This window comes from Hoyosella altamirensis (assembly GCF_014191505.1).
Taxonomy (GTDB): Bacteria; Actinomycetota; Actinomycetes; order Mycobacteriales; family Mycobacteriaceae; genus Hoyosella; species Hoyosella altamirensis.
In genome coordinates this window covers 554275-575164 of sequence record NZ_JACHWS010000003.1, presented here as the reverse complement: position 1 = coordinate 575164, position 20890 = coordinate 554275, and the positions used below count along the sequence as shown (strand labels likewise).

The 20890-nt window shown below is 61.8% G+C and carries 18 protein-coding genes; 5 read left to right on the top strand and 13 right to left on the bottom strand.

The annotated features are described in order from the left end of the window. Positions 1-8 precede the first annotated feature (8 nt). A complete protein-coding gene (locus tag FHU29_RS16715) occupies positions 9-1004 on the bottom strand; it encodes a DUF4185 domain-containing protein (protein WP_064439242.1) in 996 nt (331 codons plus the stop codon). An 18-nt stretch (positions 1005-1022) separates the two neighbouring features. Beyond that, positions 1023-2084, bottom strand: a complete 1062-nt coding sequence (locus tag FHU29_RS16710; protein ID WP_232322886.1) for a peptidoglycan recognition protein family protein — start codon at positions 2082-2084, stop codon at positions 1023-1025. Between the two features lie 113 nt (positions 2085-2197). On the opposite strand from FHU29_RS16710, the gene FHU29_RS16705 reads away from it, so the two are divergent. Then, positions 2198-2380, top strand: coding sequence for a hypothetical protein (locus FHU29_RS16705; RefSeq protein WP_013806048.1), 183 nt, complete (start codon positions 2198-2200; stop codon positions 2378-2380). Here the strand turns inward: FHU29_RS16705 and FHU29_RS16700 are convergent. Genes FHU29_RS16700 through panB form a run of 3 tightly spaced genes read right to left on the bottom strand, consistent with a single transcriptional unit; the run spans position 2377 to position 5214 of the window. Beyond that, entirely contained in the window at positions 2377-3912 is a 1536-nt protein-coding gene (locus FHU29_RS16700; protein ID WP_064439240.1) for a CYTH and CHAD domain-containing protein, read from the bottom strand. The genes FHU29_RS16705 and FHU29_RS16700 overlap by 4 nt on opposite strands. A 4-nt stretch (positions 3913-3916) precedes the next feature. Beyond that, positions 3917-4324, bottom strand: coding sequence for a hypothetical protein (locus FHU29_RS16695; protein ID WP_157094937.1), 408 nt, complete (start codon positions 4322-4324; stop codon positions 3917-3919). 44 nt (positions 4325-4368) lie between these two features. Beyond that, the gene (panB, locus tag FHU29_RS16690) at positions 4369-5214 is read right to left on the bottom strand and encodes a 3-methyl-2-oxobutanoate hydroxymethyltransferase (RefSeq protein WP_064439238.1); all 846 of its coding nucleotides are present in this window, start codon (positions 5212-5214) and stop codon (positions 4369-4371) included. 183 nt (positions 5215-5397) lie between these two features. Between panB and FHU29_RS16685 the strand changes: the two genes are divergently transcribed. From FHU29_RS16685 to FHU29_RS16675, 3 genes are all read left to right on the top strand, one after another. Then, positions 5398-7050: an alpha/beta hydrolase gene (locus tag FHU29_RS16685; RefSeq protein WP_064439237.1), complete on the top strand. Its 1653-nt coding sequence runs from the start codon at positions 5398-5400 to the stop codon at positions 7048-7050. 102 nt (positions 7051-7152) lie between these two features. Next, positions 7153-8493 carry a type I glutamate--ammonia ligase gene (gene glnA, locus FHU29_RS16680; protein WP_013806054.1) on the top strand — a complete coding sequence of 447 codons (1341 nt, stop codon included), beginning with the start codon at positions 7153-7155 and terminating at the stop codon, positions 8491-8493. 15 nt (positions 8494-8508) lie between these two features. After that, a complete protein-coding gene (locus tag FHU29_RS16675; protein WP_064439236.1) occupies positions 8509-11538 on the top strand; it encodes a bifunctional [glutamine synthetase] adenylyltransferase/[glutamine synthetase]-adenylyl-L-tyrosine phosphorylase in 3030 nt (1009 codons plus the stop codon). 1 nt (position 11539) lies between these two features. On the opposite strand, the gene FHU29_RS16670 is transcribed toward FHU29_RS16675, so the two are convergent. The 3 genes from FHU29_RS16670 to glnA (FHU29_RS16660) form a co-directional block, all read right to left on the bottom strand. Then, positions 11540-12187 carry a hypothetical protein gene (locus FHU29_RS16670; RefSeq protein ID WP_064439235.1) on the bottom strand — a complete coding sequence of 216 codons (648 nt, stop codon included), beginning with the start codon at positions 12185-12187 and terminating at the stop codon, positions 11540-11542. 340 nt (positions 12188-12527) lie between these two features. Then, entirely contained in the window at positions 12528-13139 is a 612-nt protein-coding gene (locus FHU29_RS16665) for a class I SAM-dependent methyltransferase (protein ID WP_064439234.1), read from the bottom strand. A gap of 86 nt (positions 13140-13225) precedes the next feature. Then, entirely contained in the window at positions 13226-14662 is a 1437-nt protein-coding gene (gene glnA, locus FHU29_RS16660) for a type I glutamate--ammonia ligase (RefSeq protein ID WP_013806057.1), read from the bottom strand. 213 nt (positions 14663-14875) lie between these two features. Here glnA (FHU29_RS16660) and FHU29_RS16655 point away from each other — a divergent pair, with 213 nt between their 5' ends. After that, positions 14876-15340 carry an RDD family protein gene (locus FHU29_RS16655; protein ID WP_064439488.1) on the top strand — a complete coding sequence of 155 codons (465 nt, stop codon included), beginning with the start codon at positions 14876-14878 and terminating at the stop codon, positions 15338-15340. 12 nt (positions 15341-15352) lie between these two features. Here the strand turns inward: FHU29_RS16655 and FHU29_RS16650 are convergent, their stop codons facing one another. From FHU29_RS16650 to sucB, 5 genes are all read right to left on the bottom strand, one after another. After that, the gene (locus FHU29_RS16650) at positions 15353-16105 is read right to left on the bottom strand and encodes a DUF4191 domain-containing protein (protein ID WP_064439233.1); all 753 of its coding nucleotides are present in this window, start codon (positions 16103-16105) and stop codon (positions 15353-15355) included. A gap of 54 nt (positions 16106-16159) precedes the next feature. Next, a complete protein-coding gene (gene lipA / locus FHU29_RS16645) occupies positions 16160-17170 on the bottom strand; it encodes a lipoyl synthase (RefSeq protein WP_183377593.1) in 1011 nt (336 codons plus the stop codon). Positions 17171-17222: 52 nt separating this feature from the next. Then, positions 17223-18035 (bottom strand): lipoyl(octanoyl) transferase LipB, encoded by an 813-nt coding sequence (gene lipB / locus FHU29_RS16640; RefSeq protein ID WP_064439232.1) that lies wholly within the window; start codon positions 18033-18035, stop codon positions 17223-17225. 31 nt (positions 18036-18066) lie between these two features. Beyond that, positions 18067-18963, bottom strand: coding sequence for a TIGR01777 family oxidoreductase (locus tag FHU29_RS16635; protein WP_064439231.1), 897 nt, complete (start codon positions 18961-18963; stop codon positions 18067-18069). A gap of 71 nt (positions 18964-19034) precedes the next feature. Next, on the bottom strand, positions 19035-20738 hold the full coding sequence (gene sucB, locus FHU29_RS16630) for a 2-oxoglutarate dehydrogenase, E2 component, dihydrolipoamide succinyltransferase (protein ID WP_064439230.1): 1704 nt from the start codon (positions 20736-20738) through the stop codon (positions 19035-19037). Between the last annotated feature and the right edge of the window lie 152 nt (positions 20739-20890).

The window sequence follows — 20890 nt, the reverse complement described above, 5'->3', positions numbered from 1 at the left end:
ACCGGTAGTCACGCAGACTGGGTGGGCGGGCCTACATCGCCGTGGAACACCATCGTCTTGTAGACGCTGTTTGTTCCTGTGTTCCATTGGCTCACCGCCAGATACAAATCTTCCAGTGAGGATCCGGGGATCACGTATCCGCCGTATAGCTGCGCTATGCGTCCTCCAGCGTGATCTTCAGCATCCCAGGTGGTGCCAGCGAGGACGGTACGGGTTGGCGCCCGGTAGAGGTTGTTCGTTGGATGGGTAAGGACCGCGACACGGATCTGGTAGTTGCCGGCATCGAACCAGGAGAGGACGAAGCGGTTCGCGACCTGCCTTAGTGAGATTTCGCCGAACTGACCGGTCAAGACAGGGGTGGCCTTGTTGCCCCACTGCCAGCCGGTTCGCTTGGTCCACCCCCACGGTGTCCATGCTTTCTTGTTCAGTAGTGACGACTCGGCAACCCGGTAGAGGTAGAGCGGCTTGTTCCGCTGAAAGCCGGTCGTGAAGGCGTACACGTACCCATCGCCTCCGCGTTCCCAGGTGATGAGCTGCATGTTGCCGCCCTTCCGCCGCCCGCTCCATGCCGCTCGCGTGGGTGACCAGTGCTCACCATGGTCGGTAGACGTAAATATGCGGGTTTTAGTCACGTGGTGGAGTCCGTTGTTGCGCATCGCCCACAGGTAGATGGTCCCGTCGAGCGTGAGAACGTCAGCGGGAAGCCAGGTGACACCATTGGCATTGCTTTCCGGAATGAGCCGCTTTGCGTAGTCTCCACCGGCCGCGGACGTGAATGTCACCCCAGTGCTCGGGGGCGCCAGTCGGGAGCGCAACAGCACAGGGGACCGCCACCCCTTTGTGCCCGGGCCAGTTCCTTCGAAGGTGTCGCCGAATACCCATCCGATCGTTTCGTGGTCCGGCAGGACAGCAGGAATGCCCAGGTCGGTGCCGACTACACCGAACCTGGCACTTGATGTTCCCGGCCCGGTGAGGTCGCACAGCTTGGTGAACGCTGCCGTCACAGCTACGTTCCTTTCTGCTCAGCGGCCGACTGGTAGGCGGTCCCGAATCCACTGCAGGGCCTCTCGCAGTACAGTTCGTGGCGTCGCTACCGGTGGCTGCGGTTCGGTGGGCGCTGGTACTTCGGAATCTGGCTCGGCGGGTCCTTCGGGGATCTCCGGCGCGACCTCTTCGAGAATCGGCTCTTCAGGCCCGGCTGGCGGCGCTGCTGGGCCGCGAAGGCCAGCAGCCCACGTTCCCGGTCCGATCAGCCCATCGGGGTTCCAGCCACTTTCGGCTTGCACAGCGCGCGCAGCCGCTGCGGTCGCGTCATCCCATGTTCCCGTGTCAGGGATCAGTTGAGCGCGTTGCCAGTGTTTGAGAGCCTCACGCCATTCGGGCCGCTCAGATGGGTGCAGTCCTGAAATAGACTGGACGGGCCCCTCAAGCGGACCGAAGTAGTAGCCTTCCGGCAGCGGGTACTCATCTGGGCTGCGGGGTGCGTTCATGCGGTTGACGACTTGCTGAACCTGGGCACGGAAATCGTTCATGTCGATCCCGGCAGGGTCGATTTTGCCCTCGGAGCTATATTCCTTATGCCCGACGACGTTCCGCACCGGAAATCCAGCGCGGCGCGCGAGGACCGCGCAGCCGCGGACATATGCGTCGAGTTGTTCTGGAGTCCAGTCATAGCGGCCCTGCGCGTCGGGCACACCTCGGCTCACCGCTTCAATGCCGATGACGTGCCAGTTCGCATTGTCTGTGGGCCAGCCGGGCCAGGAACCACGCCCCGCGTGCCAACAGACACCAGAGGCGATGACACGGTAGGTGCCGTCTTTTTCGAGCACGAGGTTCGACAACGGCCCCGGCAGATCAGGTCTGCCATTCAGGACAACCTGCCAATCGTTGGGGCCACCACCGGCAGTGTGATGGCACATGACGCCACGAATGTCGCGGTACTCGCCATGCCCGCGCTGTCGCCAGCCAGGCTGCTCGACCACCTGGAGCCCCTCTTCGCGTAAGGCGTCTGCGAGCCACCACAGATTACCTATCCACGCCACAAGTGCCTCCCGTCTGCACTGGCCGTCCCAGTGCATGTGCATGCTGCCAGTGAACTCTGACAATTTGCGTACCCGACAGGCGCGGAAGGTATCCGCGCCTCACCGAATCTCCTGGGTAGCCGCCGGGATTCTCCGTAGCCTGGCACACTTGATTTATGCGCGATGATGACCAGTGGTACTACTGCGTGACAGATGGAACGGTGCGACAGGGCAAAGAATCACGTGGCCTTGATCGCATGGGGCCATACCCGGACCGCGCGGCTGCCGAGCGTGCGCTCGAGATCGCGAAGGAGCGAAATCGCGCTGCAGACGAGTCCGACGAGGAATGGCGGAATTAGCCCAAACGCTTCAGCTCATGACGAAGCGCCTGCCACTGCTCCCGGTAGCGCTCCATAGCCGCGTCGGCGAGTTCTTGCTCATGCTGAGCAAGTAACTCGTATGCGGCGGGGTCCGCACCGGCCTTCTGAGCTGCGTGCGCGGCTTCAGTCAGAAGCGCCCGCGTGATGACGCCGTCCTGGTGCTCTCCTAGAGTTTCCTGCAGCATCTCGGCAGCCTTGCGTACCCTTTTGACGCTCTTCTTCACCTTCTTGGAATTGTGTTCGCGAGAAGCGAGTTCGGCCGCGTACCGGATGCGTTTACATTCCTTGCGCAGTGTGTGTAGCAGGTGGTCGCGAGCATCGGGGTCAGCTTCAGCGCGCGACGCCTTCTCGGTTTTCTTCGCCTTGCGATAGATCCCCTGGATAGCGCGGCCGACGGCGTCGTCAGCTGAATCGAGTGCTCCGTCGCCGAAGGTCCCCGGGCTCAGGAGGGCATCGAGTGAATCGAGGAGCCGGAAGTACCGCCCGCCGTCGAGCGCGTCCGTGACATCGTCGTAAGCGTCCCGGTAGGCCGTCTGCTGGCTGCTGATCAGCTTGTCTCGCACTTCCGCTGGGATGCTCCCCGCGGGCTGCTCATCGATCAGAGTCCGCAGTCGGTCCTCCATCACCTCGGCATCCCGTGCAGCGCCGAGCACGCGTGCGATCCACTTCAGTTCTGATTCGATCTGATCGATGACCGACCTGTTGAATATTCGTCGGTAGGCACGGAGGATGCTGCGTATACGCCGGGCCGCAACTCTCATCTGATGGATCGAGTCGTGCTCATCGGCGCGTACGCGGGGGTCGTAGGCCACGAAGGCCGCTCTGTGTTTGCGCAGCGAAGTCAGCGTCATGCCTCCGGCAGTGCCTGCCGGATAGTCTGTGCCGCGCTCCGCGCCACTGTCTTGCGGAAGCGGGCCCAGGGCTTTCGCGAGTTTTGAAGGACTCAATGAGTCCCGCGCACCGGCGGCGAGCAGTTGCTTCCTGATGCGCTGAAGTAGCGCCTCATCCCCGCTCGCGAGTTCTGCTTCCCACTCTCGCCAGCGGGACGTGTGTTCGTGCCCTTTACGGAGCGAGCGGGCGGTCACGTTGTCGTCGGTGACCTCGGCGAGCACGGTGCCCGAAGCGTCGCGTAGATAGCAAGTGCGCCGCTTGTTGATGATTTCCGCGACGGGCGATACGTCCTTGTCACGGATGTGTACCCGGACGAGGTCGAGGAGTTCGCTGGGTGGGCCCTCCGTCAACGAAGTGAGTGGCAGATGCAGTTCGGTGCGTGCGCCTTTGACCGGTGGAAGTTTGACATGCCACCCCTCGTCGCCGCCGCCAGTTCGGTGCCGCAGCGTGATGCGAGCCCGAATGAGGGCAAGGTCTTCAGTGTCGAAATAGGTCGCGTGGAGGGTATTGCGGGCCGGGTCAGCAACAGCATCAACACCCGGAATATCGCCGAGTTCTGGTATTTCCGAATGCTGTCCAGCCTCGAACTTGAGCTCTCGCTCACGGCTTTGCGTCACCATCGAGTCACCCTGGAAGGCTAATCATCGCCGAGCCGATCGAATCGATGTCGAGGTAGCTCAGCATTGACGCCCGTACTTCTGGACAGGCATTTTCGAGGGCGACATCCACAGCATCACGATTACGAGCGAGTTCGAGTAGATCCACGCCCTGGCTCGTCGCCCAGTTGGCCACGAGGCCGTTGAGCGTCACTTTGCCGATAGTGGGTGTGTAGGTGCGGAACTCTTGTGCGCGCTCCTCGAGATTGGTGCACAGCGCCGATGCGTCAGGAAGCTGGAAAGCGGGCGTTTCCGTGGGCATTGGGGGAGCAGTGTCAGTGCTCGGTGCGTCGGTGCAACCAGCGAGCGCCATTGCCGCCACGGCAATGGCGGCTGCGCCTCTCGCGGCCATTCGCGGTGAGGTCGTCCTTGGCACCGTGCCTCCTGAACAACTCGATAAGGGCCTGAGGCCGCGTGGTCTCAGCTGGTGAAAGAATGTTCGGGGCCGGGAAATGACCGATCGCGCACCGCGTCAGCATAGTCTGATGCAGCGCGCAGGAGCTCGTTCCCTACGGACGCGAACTGCCGGACGAATTTCGCTGTCTTCCCACGATTCAGTCCCGCCATGTCCTGCCAGACCAAAACCTGTGCGTCGCACTCATTTCCCGCGCCGATCCCGATCGTGGGAATTGTCAGTTTGTGGGTCACTTCGGTGGCGAGTTCGGCTGGGACCATCTCCATAACGACGGAGAACGCACCGGCGTCCTGAACTGCAAGCGCGTCGGCAATGAGCTGATCGGCGCCACTACCGCGTCCCTGGACGCGGAAACCGCCAAGGCTGTTCACGCTCTGTGGAGTGAAGCCGATGTGCGCCATCACCGGGATCCCAGCTGCAGTGAGCGCCTGAATTTTCGGCGCCATTCGCTCGCCACCTTCGAGTTTGACAGCGTGCGTGCCGCCTTCCTTCATGAAGCGTATCGACGTTTCAAGTGCCTGTTCGGCGGAAACTTCGTACGAGCCGAAAGGCAGGTCGGCTACGACGAGGGCGTTGGGCGCGCCGCGAACGACAGCACGCACGAGCGGGATGAGTTCGTCGATACTGACCGGCACGGTGGTGTCGTAGCCGTACACCACGTTCGCAGCCGAGTCGCCGACGAGCAGGACCGGAATTCCCGCATCATCGAAGATCTGCGCGGTCGGATAGTCGTATGCCGTGAGCATTGGCCACGGCTCGTGCTTTTCCTTCAGTGCCTGCAGGTGGTGAATGCGTGTTCTCGTCCGTTTGGGCTGCTGGGCCGCAGACCCGTACACAGGTGTGTCCGACATCGTGTTCCCTTCGTGCCTCGAGGCCGAGTTGACGGTCCCCGGGTTTGGGTGATGACTTCCCTCAGTCTGCCACTCCTGCGAAGTCAAAGACCGTCCTGAGCAGAGGGTGTGGCAGGGATCACGTGACCGTGGGAGGTGACAGATTCACCGCCGCATCCGTCGCAGCGTGGCACTATCTGAGGAATGATCACGCAACGGGTTCCGCGTGCGGTGGGAGGGCGGTACGGCCGCGGGGGATTCACTCTCGTCGTGATTGCAGCACTCGCGCTCGCTGGGTGCGCCGGACCGGGTCCTGGGGATGAAGAAGGGCCGGAATTCGTGCCCGCCACTCCCACGGAGTTTCCCCCGGAACTTGCGAGCTATTACCAGCAGGCCGTCGAGTGGGGGCCATGCGACGACTACGCGGTCGATCCCCTCGCTCGCGAGAATCTCACTGTGTACGAGTTCTCGTGTGCCCGCGTCGCGGTTCCCGTCGACTACAGCGCTCCAGGCGTCCTCGATGTCACAGACGACCCGGAGGGCCAGGAGAGCGTGGATGGCAACGTTGCCTATGTGGCCCTCGCGCGACGCGCTGCGGAAGGCCAGAAGATCGGTTCTCTCGTCCTAAACCCAGGCGGCCCAGGGGTTGGCGGTGTGCAAACCGTCGCCGATATCACGACTTCCATATTCGGCACGGATGTGATCGAGCGCTTCGACATCGTTGGACTTGACCCGCGAGGGGTCGGAGCGTCGTATCCGCCGATCGCATGCCGTACCGACGAGGAGAAAGATGCCTACCGCGCGCAGGTTCGCGTGGATATGAGCCCAGAGGGCATCGCCGCGCACGAGGCTGACAATGAACGATATGCAGCGTTGTGCGCCGAACGAACAGGGGAGGCGCTGCTTGCGAGTGTCGGCAGCCGGGAAGGTGCCCGTGACCTGGATATTGTCCGGGCCGTACTCGGGGACGACAAACTGAACTTCCTCGGGTACTCCTACGCCACCTATCTCGGAGCGTTATACGCCGAGGCGTTCCCTGGGAACGTCCGCGCAATGATCCTGGATGGAGCAGTAGACCCTGCGGAGGAAGCGGGCGAATCGGTGATTCGGCAGGGAGAGGGCTTCCAGCGCGCTTTCGACGCATTCGCTGAAGACTGCACAGCGCAGCCCGAATGCGCGCTAGGTGACGATCCAGGCGAGGCGATACCGCAGTTTCGCGAACTGGTGGACCCACTCATCGAGCGGCCAGCGCAAACGACTGATCCGCGCGGTTTGAGTTACGAGGATGCGCTCACGGGAGTTGTGCAGGCCCTCTACGTGGAGCAGTTCTGGCCCTCGCTGCGCGCGGGGCTTGCCGAGCTTGCCGACGGCCGTGGCGACGCCCTGCTGCTGCTGGCAGACATCTACGAGGGTCGCGGCGACGACGGGCTTTACGACAACAGCAATGATGCGTTTGACGCTATCCGCTGCGTTGACAGCCCGCCCGAACTTGACCGCGATACTGCTGGCGAGGTTGACCGCAGATACCGCGAGGCTGCCCCCTTCCTCGATGATGGCCGTGGAACCGGGAACGCGCCTCTGTCGACGTGCGCATTCTGGCCCGTGCCCCATACGAGTGAACCGGGAACACTCGATATCGCTGAGGAGTTACCCCCGCTACTCGTCGTATCCACCACGGGTGACCCAGCAACACCCTACGAAGCGGGCGTTGAACTCGCTGATCAGCTGGGCGCTGCGCTGCTGACTTTTCGCGGCAATACGCATACTGCGGTTTTTCAGGGCATCCAGTGTGTAGACGATTACGCGGCCAGATATCTGATTGAAGGGGAACTCCCGGGGGAGGGCACGCTGTGCTGAGACGGCGGTGTTAATGCAGGCTGACATCTGAGTCGTTGCTAGACACCGCCATCCCGTGCCGAACCCGGTTGGCGGACCACCTTAGGTGATAACCTCGCCCGTATGGATCGCCAGAAGGAATTCGTGCTCCGCACGATCGAGGAGCGCGACATCCGGTTCGTCCGGCTGTGGTTTACCGACGTACTCGGCTTCCTCAAGTCGGTGGCGATCGCACCGGCGGAACTTGAGGGCGCTTTCACTGAGGGTATTGGCTTCGATGGGTCATCCATCGAAGGGTTCTCGCGGGTGTCTGAAGCGGACACTGTCGCGATGCCTGATCCCTCCACCTTCCAGATTTTGCCGTGGGTGCACAAAGACGGGAAGCCGCATACCGCTCGCATGTTCTGCGACATCGCGATGCCCGACGGTTCACCCTCGTGGTCTGACTCGCGGCACGTTCTGCGCCGCCAGCTCAACAAAGCCGGCGACTTGGGATTCAGCTGCTACGTCCATCCCGAGATCGAATTCTTTCTGCTGAAGAATTCGCCGGATGACGGTTCGGAGCCGATCCCAGCCGACAAGGGCGGTTACTTCGATCAGGCAGTTCACGACACTGCCCCCAACTTCCGCCGCCATGCGATCGAGGCGCTCGAATCGATGGGGATCTCGGTCGAGTTCAGCCACCATGAGACAGCACCGGGCCAGCAGGAAATCGACCTGCGCTACGCGGATGCCCTGTCGATGGCCGACAACGTCATGACCTTCCGTTACGTCGTGAAGGAAGTCGCTCTGCTCGAGGGAGTGCACGCCTCCTTCATGCCGAAGCCATTCAGTCAGCATGCTGGCTCGGCCATGCACACCCACATGAGTCTTTTCGAGGGGGAGAGCAACGCGTTCTTCAACCCGGACGACCCGATGGAACTTTCGGATACCGCGAAGCAGTTCATCGCCGGAATTCTGCACCACGCGAACGAGATCAGCGCCGTCACGAACCAGTGGGTCAACTCGTACAAGCGGTTGATACACGGCGGTGAAGCGCCGACCGCGGGGTCGTGGGGCCGAGCGAACCGGTCCGCGCTCGTCCGTGTCCCGATGTACACGCCCAACAAGGCGGGGTCCCGGCGTATTGAGGTGCGCAGCCCCGACTCAGCCTGTAACCCGTACTTGACGTTCGCGGTGCTCCTCGCGGCGGGCTTGCGTGGCGTCGAGCATGGCTACGAACTGCCCGCTGAGGCGGAGGACGACGTGTGGTCACTGACGCGGGCGGAACGCCGTGCGATGGGATACCGTGAACTCCCAGGGAACCTCGATCATGCTCTCCGCGAGATGGAGAAGTCGGAACTTGTCGCTGAGGCACTCGGTGAGCACGTATTCGACTACTTCCTCCGCAATAAGCGCGCGGAATGGGAGCAGTACCGCACCCAGGTCACACCATACGAGTTGAAGACCTACCTTTCTCTGTAAAGGGTTAATGCAGTCATGGTGCGACCACCGCTTGGCCGTTCTCTCATCCCGGGCCCTGCCAGGCTTGGGATGGTCGATTCCAGCGCGGCGAACCGCCTCAGTCTGCTGGGGTGGGGCAGCCAAGAAGACGTGGACTTGCTGTGGGCGCTTTCGCGCGCACCGGACCCAGACCTCGCGTTACTCGCGCTGGGCCGCTTGAAGGACGCACTTGGGGCCGAGTGGCAGGAGTTCGACCGCGAGGTGCGCGACGACACCGGCTTGCGCGCGCGTGTGTTCGGGCTGTTGGGCGCGTCGACCGCGCTTGGTGATCATCTGATCGCGCGGCCTGAACTCTGGCGCCACCTCCGGGGGAAGTCGATTCCCCTGCCCACCGACGATGAACTTACGACCCGCATGCTCGCTGCGGTCGACGCCGTGCCAGCGACGGTTGAAGAAATCCCTGAGGGCCAGTCGAAGATTTTCAAGGCTGGGATTGACGGTCCCAAGGCGATCATCGCGTTGCGGAACGAGTACCGCGACCAGTTGATGATCCTCGCCGCTGTCGACCTCGCCGCCACGGTGCAGGACGAACCTGTCTTGCCGTACACCGCAGTCGTCCGCCATCTCAGCGCACTCGCCGACGCGGCGCTCACGGGGGCGTTGTCCGTAGCCGTCGCAACAGTGTTCCCAGCAGGACCATGCCCGGTTCGGCTCGCAATTATTGCGATGGGGAAATGCGGCGCGCGTGAACTCAATTACGTCAGCGATGTCGACGTCATATTTGTTGCCGAGCCGGCGGATGGTGCCGCCACCCGCCTCGCAAGCGAAACGATGCGCATCGGCTCGGCTGCGTTCTTCGAAGTTGACGCCGCACTGCGTCCTGAAGGGAAGGCAGGTGCCCTTGTTCGCACCCTTGAGTCGCACATCGCCTACTACAAGCGCTGGGCGCATACCTGGGAGTTCCAGGCACTGCTGAAGGCCCGGCCGATGTCTGGTGACATGGCGCTCGGTCAGCAGTACATCGATGCGCTCAACCCAATGGTGTGGGTCACTTCGGAACGCGACGACTTCGTCGAAGGTGTGCGCAAGATGCGACGCCGCGTGGAGTCGCTGATCCCGGCTGACATCCGTGATCGCGAACTCAAGCTCGGAGCTGGCGGCCTCCGCGATGTCGAGTTCGCTGTGCAGCTTCTGCAAATGGTGCATGGCCGGGCTGATGATTCGCTCCATGTGCTCTCGACGGTTGAGGCACTCACCGCGCTGGCTGCTGGGGGTTACGTTGGCCGCGAGGACGCCGCGAATCTCACGGCATCGTATGAGTTTCTTCGCTTGCTTGAACATCGACTCCAGATTCAGCGGATGCAGCGCACGCACACGTTGCCCTCGCTCGATGACGATGAGGCGCTGCGCTGGCTCGCGCGCGCGGCACACGTGCGCCCGGACGGCACAACTGACGCGAAGGGCGTGCTTATCGCGGAGATCAAGCGCAACATCGCCCGGGTACGCCGCATCCACACGAAGCTTTTCTACCGGCCGCTTCTCGAGTCTGTCTCGCGGCTTGAAACAGAGGCGATACGTCTCACCGAGGACGCGGCAATCAGGCAGCTTTCCGCGCTCGGATACACGTCGCCGCGTAACGCGCTCAGCCATCTCCGTGCCCTCTCGGGCGGACTGTCGAGGCGCGACAGAATCCAGGCACTGCTGCTTCCAACATTGCTCGACTGGCTCAGCGAGACACCGAACCCAGACGCGGGGCTGCTCGCGTATCGGCGGATGTCCGACGAACTGACTGACAAAGAATGGTTCCTGCGCACCCTTCGCGATGAGGGCGCCGCAGCTCGCCGGCTGATGAAGATACTCGGTTCGTCCGCGTACATTCCCGACTTGCTCATTCGTGCCCCCGACGTGCTGCGTTTGTTCGCCGACGGTGCCACTGGCCCCCGGCTCGTCGAGCCCTGTCCCGAAGACGTGGCGAAGGGCCTCCTCGCGTCGTCCGCGCGGTACGCAACTCCGGAACGTTCGATTGCCGCGGCGCGCTCGCTGCGGCGCGCGGAACTTGCACGTGTCGCGTCGGCTGACGTCCTCGGCATGCTCGATGTCCCGCAGGTGTGTGAGGCGCTGTCCTCGGTCTGGGTGGCAGTGCTGGAATCGGCCCTCAAAGCCGCCATCCAGTCCAGCGTCGAAGATCGGGGCGAGCCAGCTCCCGCCCGAATTGCGGTCATCGGAATGGGCCGTTTGGGTGGTGCTGAACTCGGCTACGGGTCTGACGCGGATGTCCTCTTCGTATGTACTCCCGAATCCGGCGCCGACGAAACCACCGCCGTGAAGTGGTCCACTGGGATCGCCGAAATGGTCAGGAAACAACTCGGAGCGCCCAGCGTTGACCCCCCGCTCGAGGTTGATACCAACCTCCGTCCGGAAGGACGCAGCGGGCCTATGGTGCGGACGCTCGCTGCATACGATGCGTATTACGCACAGTGGGCGCAGCCGTGGGAAGTGCAAGCGCTCTTGCGTGCACATCAGGTAGCGGGAGACCCTGAGCTGGGGATCGACTTCCTGCACATGGCAGACAAGTCCCGCTATCCCCAGGGTGGGATGTCCGAAAAATCCGTGCGGGAGATTCGCCGAATCAAGGCGCGCGTCGATTCGGAACGGCTGCCCCGCGGCGCCGATCCCGCGACTCACACGAAGCTGGGCAGGGGTGGTCTCTCCGACGTGGAATGGACCGTGCAGCTGCTCCAATTGCGCTATGCACATGAAGTGACGAGCATGCGGAATACCTCCACACTGAAATCCCTGGATGCGATCGCTGCGGAGGGAGTGCTGTCGGAAAGCGATACCGCGCTACTGCGTGACGCCTGGGTCACTGCAACAAAGGCACGTAATGCGCTGGTGCTCGCCCGGGGTAAACCATCAGATCAGCTGCCCGGTACCGGTCCGGTGCTCACAACTGTGGCCTACATCGCTGGATGGGACGGCGATCCAGGTGGCTTCATCGAACATTACCGTCGCACCACCCGCCGGGCGCGTGGGGTAGTGGAACGGGTCTTCGGCAGCAACCAGTGAACTAGCGGGGATTCTTCTTACTAGTCGCCTTGGGAGTAGATGCCTTCGAGGCTGACCGCGGAGGCGCAGCCTCGCCCTCAACGACCTCGCCAGTCGTGTTAGAACGACTGACTCGCGGGAAGCGGGGGCGCGGGAACTTCCCCGCCATGTCGGTGATCGGCTCAGCCGCATCCGTAATGTAACGGGACGCTGACTCAATTCGCGAAAGCGGATCCTGTAAACCGTCGATCGTCGGCGCGATGGCAACCAGATTCTCCATCAGGTGGACCATGCGTTCCGCTAGGCCGTTCTCTGTGAGCACTCGCTCAACGAAACCACCGGACTGAAATACTTTGTCGATCAGGCCATTGTGGTCGAAAACATGCTCGAGCATGCCGCCACGCTCGAGAGCCTGACCGAGGGGACGATCGGGTGCGGTTGCTGAGGTGATCGCCCGCAAAAGAGCTACAGGACCGTAAGGGTTCGCGAGCAGCGCGAACAGTTGATCTGCAACACCGCGTTTGCCGACCACCACGTCTGCCATATCGAGAAGACCGTTGTCCCGGCGGATCGGGCCGTCCGGCCGGACCCACTGGCTTGCCATGACCGTCACCCGGGCACCGATGATGCCCACCCGTACGGGCAGGAGCGCGACATCGACAATCACCATGCCTTTAGGGTACTGGCACGGAGATGGCTCGCTGGTGCGGATACGGAATGAGAAGGCATCCAAGTTTGGGCGAAAGTGTTTCCGTTCATGCGATGGTTCGAACACGGGGCGGCGCGACGGAATTAAAGTGAGCACCCGTTCGCCTCCTCGTAGGTTTTAGTGCATGCGTACTTCCTTGATATGGAGGAGTGCCGATTATGTCTAGATATGACTTCGTCACACCGATACGCACCGGACGCCATCCTATACGCCAGTTTCGCTGTGCCACAGAGAGACTGAGCTGCGAGCCCGGCGCATTACGAGAATCAGGTGTTCGTCATCTCACATTCTTTCGCGGGCGTCAGCTTGCGGACCTGCGGAACCGATACCAGGTCGGTGCCGCCTTTTTGAGGCGGCCGGGCAGATTGTCGGCGGAGGCCGACTCTGAGGTGATGAACTCCCACCCAGGAAATGCGCGGGCGATGTCTTTCTCGTCGGCGCCGTGGGGGAGCGGTTTCGGACTGCCGGGCTTGAATGCCATCATCAGCAGGCTGGCATTGGGACTAGCGACCCTACTCGCCCCGCGGCCCATCGCTGCGCGCTCGTCATTCTTTAACCCGTGGAAGCAGCCCACATCGAGTATCAGGTCGTACGGTCCGCCCACGACGTTCGGATCGAGTGCCGTGACATCACCGACGAGGAAGCGAACGTGAACGTGGTGTTCTGAGGCGTGTTTCTCCGCACGTTTGATAGCGAGCCCTACCTGGTCAATTCCGGTTACCTCCCAGCCGCGTTCAGCAAGCATCACGGAGTAACGGCCCGACCCACAGCCGAGATCCAGTGCGCGCCCAGGCTTCCCTCGTTCATCGGCTTCGCGCTCAAGTAGCCGCTCAATCGCGTGCTGCTGATCTTTAGCGGCCTGCTCCCACGGTGTGATTCTCAGCCGGTAAAGAAGCGTGTAAATAAGCCCCATCAGTCCTCACCGCCGAACTCAGTGTACGCGAACGAGCCCGCCCCCCGAAGGGAGCGGGCTCTCGCCGTATCGCGCGGCTTACCGCATCACACGTCGTAGTACAGGTTGAACTCGTACGGGTGCGGACGCAGCCGGACCGGCTCGATCTCCTGTTCGCGCTTCAGCGCGATCCAGGTCTCGATCAGGTCGTTGGTGAACACGCCGCCCTCGGTGAGGAAGTCGTTATCACGCTCGAGGTTGTCGATGACAGCTTCGAGTGAGGTTGGGGCCTGCGGAATGCCCTTGGCTTCTTCCGGCGGGAGTTCGTAGAGGTCCTTGTCCACCGGTGCTGGCGGTTCAATCTTGTTGCGGATGCCGTCAAGGCCCGCCATCATGCACGCAGCGAAAGCGAGGTAAGGGTTGCCGGAGCTGTCAGGTGCGCGGAACTCGAGGCGCTTGGCCTTCGGGTTGTTTCCGGTGATCGGAATACGGACAGCCGCGGAACGGTTGCGCTGCGAGTACACCAGGTTGATCGGCGCTTCGTAGCCCGGCACGAGGCGGTGGTACGAGTTGATCGTCGGGTTGGTGAACGCGAGCAGCGATGGAGCGTGGTGCAGGATTCCACCGATGTAGTGGCGAGCCATGTCGGACAGGCCAGCGTAGCCAGCCTCGTCGTGGAACAACGGCTTGCCGTCTTTCCATAGCGACTGGTGCATGTGCATGCCGGAACCGTTATCGCCGAACAGTGGCTTAGGCATGAACGTCGCTGATTTGCCGCCCTGCCATGCGGTGTTCTTGACGATGTACTTGAAGAGCAGCAAGTCGTCGGCGGCGTGAGTCAGCGTGTTGAACTTGTAGTTGATCTCAGCCTGGCCTGCGGTGCCGACCTCGTGGTGACCGCGCTCGATTTCGAATCCGGCGTTGGTCAGGTTGGTGGTGATGTCGTCACGCAGGTCGACGTAGTGGTCGTACGGTGCGACGGGGAAGTAACCACCCTTGTAGCGCACCTTGTAGCCACGGTTCGGCGATCCGTCGGCTTCACGATCAACGCCGGTGTTCCACCAGCCTGACTCGGAATCGATTTCGTAGAAGGTGCCGTTGGCCTGTGAATCGAAACGAACCGAGTCGAACAGGTAGAACTCAGCTTCCGCCCCGAAGAACGCGGTATCGGCGATTCCGGTGCTGGCCAGGTACGCCTCAGCCTTACGTGCCACGTTACGCGGGTCGCGGCTGTACGCCTCGCGCGTGAACGGGTCATGCACCGAGAAGACAACATTCAGCGTCTTCGCCGCGCGGAACGGGTCAATGCCTGCCGTGGTCACGTCCGGAAGGAGCAGCATGTCAGACTCGTGAATCGACTGGAAGCCGCGAACCGATGAGCCGTCGAACGCGAGACCGTCGTCGATCACATCCTGGTTGAATGCGGACGCCGGGATTGAGAAGTGCTGCTGCACACCCGGGAGGTCACAGAAACGGACGTCGACGTATTCGACATTTTCATCGGCAATGAACTTGAAGACTTCTTCGGCATTGGAAAACGCCACTCGTCTGCTCCTTCAGTCGGGCCCCGCTCAGACAGTTTGATTACGCGGGATTCTCGAGAAAACCGTATGGACTTGGTGTTGCCCAGCGGTCACCCCAGTGTTTCACACGTGTTACCGATTCACGCGAGGGTTGCGAATCGGATGCACTGTGTTCCATATCGCGCACAGATCCAGATGTGGGGAACCGGCAAGGTCAGAACTATCCTAGAAGCCATGTCCAGGATTACAGGCTCATGGCTCTACGGCCCGTCGGCGGCTCTCCCGAAAGGTGAGATGCACGGCGAGTCCAAGTACAAGGGGGAAGCGCTCGGCTTACCCGAGGATGGGCCTGGCTCACTGCCCACCTGGCTGAGACGAAGCGGCGCCTTCTTTGCCGACATCTTCATGGCGGCGGGCGTCGCTGCCATCTTCACTTTTCCCGAACCGCCCCGCAACTGGAGCCTCCTGGTTTGGTTCATGGTGGCCATTTTCGCGGTGCTCTTTTTCTCGTTCACGCCTGGACAAGCGCTGTTCGGTCTGCGGGTGCAACGAGTAGACAGGGCCGCGCCGGTGGGGTTGTGGCGCTCAGCCCTCCGCGCGTTCCTGGTGTCGCTGCTAATCCCCGCCGCGATCTGGGATCGCGACGGGAGGGGACTGCATGACAGGCTGACCGGAACCGCTATCGTCCGGACACGATGAGAACGGTGCGCTCTAGCGGCGTTTGATGGTGCGCTGCACGCTCTTCATCTTGCCGCCGCCAGGCACTGGGCCATGGGGCATCGCTGGCCCGCTGGTGCGTGAAGCGATCGCCGCCAGTCGCTGCTCAAGTGAATCCATCTGCTTGCGCGTGATGTTCTTTGGCAGCCGGTTCATAGCTTTTTGCAGTTTCGGGAGCGGAATCTGGTCGGCCTCGTTGCCAACGATGATCTCGTAGATCGGTGTGTCACCGACTAGGCGTGCAACACGCTTCTTTTCCTGAGCCAGGAGGCTCTTCACGCGGTGGGGTGCACCTTCTCCGACGAGGATGATGCCAGGACGGCCAAGGACGCGGTGGACTGCGTCGAGGTGGGTGGTTCCCGCAACCGCGTTGGTGACACGCCAGGGCCCCTTGAGTGAGTCAAGCGCCCACGCGGCGGCGCCGGTCTGCCCTTCTGCCTTCTTGTAAACCGTCTTCGTCACACGTCGGCCGAACACGATGACCGACAGCAGAACGCCAAGGATCAGACCCATCGGAAGGAAAAACCACTGGGCGTTCACGAGCCAGCCCAGACCAAACATCACAAGGGTGGTGAGCACGATCGTTCCGGCCATGATGGGAACGAGCCATTTGTCTTCCTTGCGCTGCATCTTGAAGGCCTGCCACAGCTGAGATCGACGCTCCTTGGAGCGCTTCCTGCGCGTTGCCTTCAGTTCCTTGCGTTCTGCCTTGTCGAGCTTGCCCTTGCCCGCTGAGCCCTTAGCCATACATCCCAGGATACTTCCCCTGCCGGGGCCGAGCGCCATGCAGTCCGGCAGGCACTAGCCGCCATAGCGGGCAAGGACAGCACTTGCTTCCTGAGCCGCGGTGCCTTCGCCTGCGAGATGTGTGAGGTTCGCGGGGAGTTCTTCGCCCCGCTCAGCGACGGCTTGAGTGTAAAGACGGCCGGCACGGTACGACGACCGCACGAGAGGGCCTGCCATGACGCCAGCGAAGCCGAGCTCCCGGGCCGTATCAGAATGCGCGACGAACTCCTCAGGCTTTACCCAGCGTTCGACCGGATGATGACGGGGGGAGGGGCGCAGGTACTGCGTAATGGTGATGATGTCACAGCCCGCGGTGCGGAGGTCCTGCAACGCTTCAGAGACCTCTTCGGGTGTTTCTCCCATTCCGAGAATCAGGTTCGATTTGGTGACTAGTCCCACGTCGCGTGCGGCACTTATCACGTCCAGGGAACGCTGGTAGCGGAATGCGGGACGGATCCGGCGGAAGACCCGGGGGACAGTTTCGACATTGTGTGCAAGTACCTCTGGCCGCGAGCCGAAAACCTCATCAAGCTGCTCGGGAACGGCGTTGAAGTCGGGTATCAGCAGTTCCACGCCTGTGCCGGGATTGAGGGCATGGATCTGGCGAACCGTTTCGGCATATAACCAGGCGCCACCGTCCGGGAGATCATCGCGTGCGACCCCAGTAACCGTCGAGTAGCGAAGGCCCATTGCCTGGACGCTCTCCGCCACACGGCGCGGCTCGTCCCGGTCCAGTTCGGCGGGTTTGCCGGTGTCGATCTGGCAGAAATCGCAGCGGCGAGTGCATTGATCACCACCGATCAGGAAGGTCGCTTCGCGATCCTCCCAGCACTCAAAGATGTTGGGGCAACCGGCTTCTTCGCAGACCGTATGCAAGCCCTCACGCCGTACTAGACCCTTGAGTTCGGTGTACTCGGGGCCCATTTTGGCGCGGGTTTTGATCCATTTTGGTTTCCGCTCGATCGGGGTTTCAGCGTTGCGCGCTTCGATACGGAGTAGCTTCCGTCCTTCTGGGGCGATAGTCACGATGTCGATGCTACGCCCCAATGTGACGCGACGGATCGCCAGTAGGGGACGTTCACCCGAACGTAAAAGTCGTCACCTTTGGCATTCCTTGCACAGCAGGTTCACTCGTCTGGAAGATGCTCGCCTGGAAATCGCTAAGCGTCAGTCGTTCGATCTCGTGCTCCGCCACAGCCAGTTCCCCGTCAAGCGCACGCGCAACAGCGCTGGTTACCGGCTCGATGACATCGCGGACGTTGACTGGTGTACCTGTTTCGACAGACAGGGACGTCACCCCCGCATCGGTGATTCCGCACGGAATGATCGCATCGAACGCGCCGAGATCGTTGCTGCAATTGAGGGCGAACCCATGCAGGGCCACGCCGCGCTGGACACGGACGCCGATCGCCGCAATTTTCCGTTCCGGCCGGAACACTTCAGCACCGTCATCTGATTGGGCCATTTCCGCAGGCAACCAGACACCAGAGCGGCCGTCGATACGTCCGCAGTGAATGCCGTAGCTACTGATGACCTCGATCAGCGCCTCCTCGAGCCTGCGCACATAGCCCACCACATCGATGGGCTCGGCGAGCCGGACGATCGGGTACCCGACCAGTTGTCCCGGTCCGTGCCATGTGATCTTGCCGCCCCGATCGACGTCGATGACTGGGGTTCCGTCGGTAGGCCTCTCCTCTGGGAGAGTGCGTTTACCAGCGGTGTATACGGCGGGATGTTCGAGCAAGAGCAACGTGTCGCGACCTTCGCCGACGGCTCGCTTCGCAGCTAGCGCCCGCTGCCATTCCCATGCCTCGGTGTACTCGATGCGGCCGACGTCGACAACGTCGATCGGATCCCGCGACAACCGGGCGGATGCACTACGTGTGCTCATGATTTCAAACTACTCCAAACCGGTGCGGACGCTAGTTGCTGCCATCATCGAACACCGCTTCGAGCGCTTCACGGATCGTATTGTGCTCAAACGTGAATCCCGCCCGCTCGAGCTTGGCCGGAATTGCCCGCTGCCCGGCGAGAATCGCCTCCTCAGCGAACTCACCGACGATCAGCTTCAGCATGAAGCCAGGGACGATCCAGGGTGCGGGCCGACGCATCGCTCTGGCCATCGCAGCATTGAACTCCGCGTTCGTGACGGGAGCGGGCCCAGTCAGGTTGAAAGGCCCTGACATTTCCGAATTGCTGAGGAGGAACATCACCGCCCGCACGTGATCAGTGAGCGAGATCCACGGAAAGTACTGCCGACCGTCGCCGAGCCTTCCGCCGAGCGCGAAACGATAGATCGGTAGTAGGCGGGTGAGAATACCGCCTTCGGGTGCGAGCACGAGTCCGGTTCGGATGTTGGCAACACGCACGCCGGCACGTTCGGCTGGCGCCGATGCCTTCTCCCAGTCCTGGCAAAGGGCAGCGAGAAAGCCTTCACCGAGTGGTGCGGATTCGTCGGCTTCCTTGTCTCCAGTGTCACCGTAGTAGCCGACGGCACTCGCGCTGATCATGACTGGTACGCCTGCTTTCCCGGCCGCCTCTGCAAGGACCTCAGTAGGCTCGATCCGGCTATCACGCAGCTCTTGCTTGTAAGCACCGGTCCAGCGCTTGTCTCCAAGACTTGCGCCGCACAAGTTCACCACCGCGTCACAACCATCGAGGATGGAGGGGTCGAGTGCACGGCCGGGGTCCCAAGAAACCTCGTCGGAACCAGTCGGCTGCCGACGTACGAGCCTGATGGCGGTGTGATCTTCTGCGCGAAGTGCCTTCACGAGAGCTGTGCCTATCAGACCAGATGATCCAGCAATCATTATTCGCATTGCAGCATCGCCTCCAAAAGGGGTGATAAAGGAAACTGGCCCCAGGGATATCCCTGGGGCCAGTTATCAAGTCAGAGGTCGAGGTCGCCCTCGAACTCACCTTCTTCGAGCCGCTGCTTGATCGTTGTCAAGAACCGGCCCGCGTCAGCGCCGTCGACAAGCCGGTGATCGTATGTCAGCGGCAGGAACGCCATCGAGCGGATGGCGATCACGTCGTTGCCGTCGGAGTCTCGGGCCACGATCGGACGCTTGACGATTGCGCCGGTACCCAGCATCGCCGCTTGCGGCGGAACGAGGATCGGCGTATCGAATAGCGCACCGTTGCTGCCGATGTTGGTGACAGTGAACGTGCCGCCGGACAGTTCGTCTGGCTTCAGCCCACCGGTCCGTGCCCGGGATGCGATGTCATTGATCGCTTGCGCCAGCTCCGCGAGAGACATCTCGCCCGCATTGTGGATGACCGGCGAGAGCAGGCCATTCGGCGTGTCGACCGCGATTCCGAGGTGCTCGCTGCCGTGGTAGGTGATCTCCTTGGCAGCCTCGTCATAGCTCGCATTGATATTCGGATGAAGCTTGAGTGCTTCGACCACAGCCTTCGCGAAGAACGGCAAGAAGGTCAGGTTGACTCCGTGGCGATCCTTGAACGCGGCCTTATTCGCTGCGCGCAGCGTTGCGACGCGGGTCAAATCGACTTCGTGAGTCTGCGTCAGCTGAGCTGTTGTCTGGAGCGACTCCCGGGTCTTCACCGCGGTGATCTGACGGATCCGGTTGGCCTTCTGTACCGTGCCGCGCAGTTCCGCGAGTTCAGGGCGGACTCCTGCTGGGGTGCTGTCCTTCTTCGCCCCGGAAGCAGCAGGCGCCTTGCCCTTCGCTGACTTAGCAGACTCTGCCGCAGCGAGGACGTCTTCCTTCCGGATGCGTCCGCCTACCCCGGAGCCCTCGATCGTCGATAGGTCAATCTTGTGTTCCGACGCGAGCTTGCGCACGAGTGGTGTGACGTACGGCGTTGAACCGGAAGCGGGCTTGGATTCTGCCTTTGGTTCGGGCTTCTTCTCTGGCTCCGGCTTGGGCTTTGACTCGGCCTTCGGTTCGGGCTTGGATTCTGCCTTTGGTTCGGGCTTGCCACTGCCGATCACCGCGAGCTGGCCGCCGACCTCGACAACCTCATCTTCATCTGCCGTGATCTCGAGTAGCGTGCCAGCAACAGGCGAGGGAATCTCGGTGTCGACCTTGTCTGTCGAAACCTCGAGAAGCGGCTCGTCCATCTCGACCTCGTCACCGACAGCTTTCAGCCATCGAGTGACTGTCCCCTCAGTGACTGACTCACCGAGAGCGGGCATCGTGACCTGAGTTCCCGAGGAATCCGCGCTTGACTTCTCCTCTTGGGCGGGGGAGTCTTCGGTCTCTTCCGACTTCTCAGCGAGGTCATCCGCGTCGTCAGGCTCGGAATCAGACTCCTCTGAGTTGTCTGCTTCAGTGTCGGCTTCTTCGGTGCTGGACTCGTCGTCACGATCGGAGCCGCTATCGTCGGTGTCGCCGTCTTCGCTGATAACGGCGAGTTCACCGCCGATCTCTACGACGTCGTCCTCGTTTGCGATGATCTTGCTCAAAACGCCAGCCGCAGGCGAAGGAATTTCGGTGTCAACTTTATCGGTGGAGACCTCAAGTAAGGGCTCGTCGACCTCGACGGTATCGCCTTCTTGCTTGAGCCATCGCGTGACGGTTCCCTCACTCACGCTTTCACCTAGGGCGGGCATTTGAACGGAGAAGGCCATTATCCTTCGACTCCTCGGCGCTCGTTGGGTTGTTGGCGCGTCGGCCCGCCGTGGTGTAGCGAGACGACGTATTCGGTTCTAGTCGGTTCTATTGTGCTTGTGGCGCTGACCTTGTGGGGCCAGTTGCACGAGATACTGCTTTTGCAGCGAAA

Bases quoted from the DNA above. Each gene is read 5' to 3' on its own strand.
- FHU29_RS16710 (WP_232322886.1), bottom strand. From the start codon at position 2,084: ATGCACATGCACTGGGACGGCCAGTGCAGACGGGAGGCACTTGTGGCG.
- FHU29_RS16705 (WP_013806048.1), top strand. From the start codon at position 2,198: ATGCGCGATGATGACCAGTGGTACTACTGCGTGACAGATGGAACGGTG.
- FHU29_RS16700 (WP_064439240.1), bottom strand. From the start codon at position 3,912: ATGGTGACGCAAAGCCGTGAGCGAGAGCTCAAGTTCGAGGCTGGACAG.
- panB (WP_064439238.1), bottom strand. From the start codon at position 5,214: ATGTCGGACACACCTGTGTACGGGTCTGCGGCCCAGCAGCCCAAACGG.
- FHU29_RS16685 (WP_064439237.1), top strand. From the start codon at position 5,398: ATGATCACGCAACGGGTTCCGCGTGCGGTGGGAGGGCGGTACGGCCGC.
- glnA (WP_013806054.1), top strand. From the start codon at position 7,153: ATGGATCGCCAGAAGGAATTCGTGCTCCGCACGATCGAGGAGCGCGAC.
- FHU29_RS16675 (WP_064439236.1), top strand. From the start codon at position 8,509: ATGGTGCGACCACCGCTTGGCCGTTCTCTCATCCCGGGCCCTGCCAGG.
- FHU29_RS16670 (WP_064439235.1), bottom strand. From the start codon at position 12,187: ATGGTGATTGTCGATGTCGCGCTCCTGCCCGTACGGGTGGGCATCATC.
- FHU29_RS16665 (WP_064439234.1), bottom strand. From the start codon at position 13,139: ATGGGGCTTATTTACACGCTTCTTTACCGGCTGAGAATCACACCGTGG.
- FHU29_RS16655 (WP_064439488.1), top strand. From the start codon at position 14,876: ATGTCCAGGATTACAGGCTCATGGCTCTACGGCCCGTCGGCGGCTCTC.
- FHU29_RS16650 (WP_064439233.1), bottom strand. From the start codon at position 16,105: ATGGCTAAGGGCTCAGCGGGCAAGGGCAAGCTCGACAAGGCAGAACGC.
- lipB (WP_064439232.1), bottom strand. From the start codon at position 18,035: ATGAGCACACGTAGTGCATCCGCCCGGTTGTCGCGGGATCCGATCGAC.
- FHU29_RS16635 (WP_064439231.1), bottom strand. From the start codon at position 18,963: ATGCGAATAATGATTGCTGGATCATCTGGTCTGATAGGCACAGCTCTC.
- sucB (WP_064439230.1), bottom strand. From the start codon at position 20,738: ATGGCCTTCTCCGTTCAAATGCCCGCCCTAGGTGAAAGCGTGAGTGAG.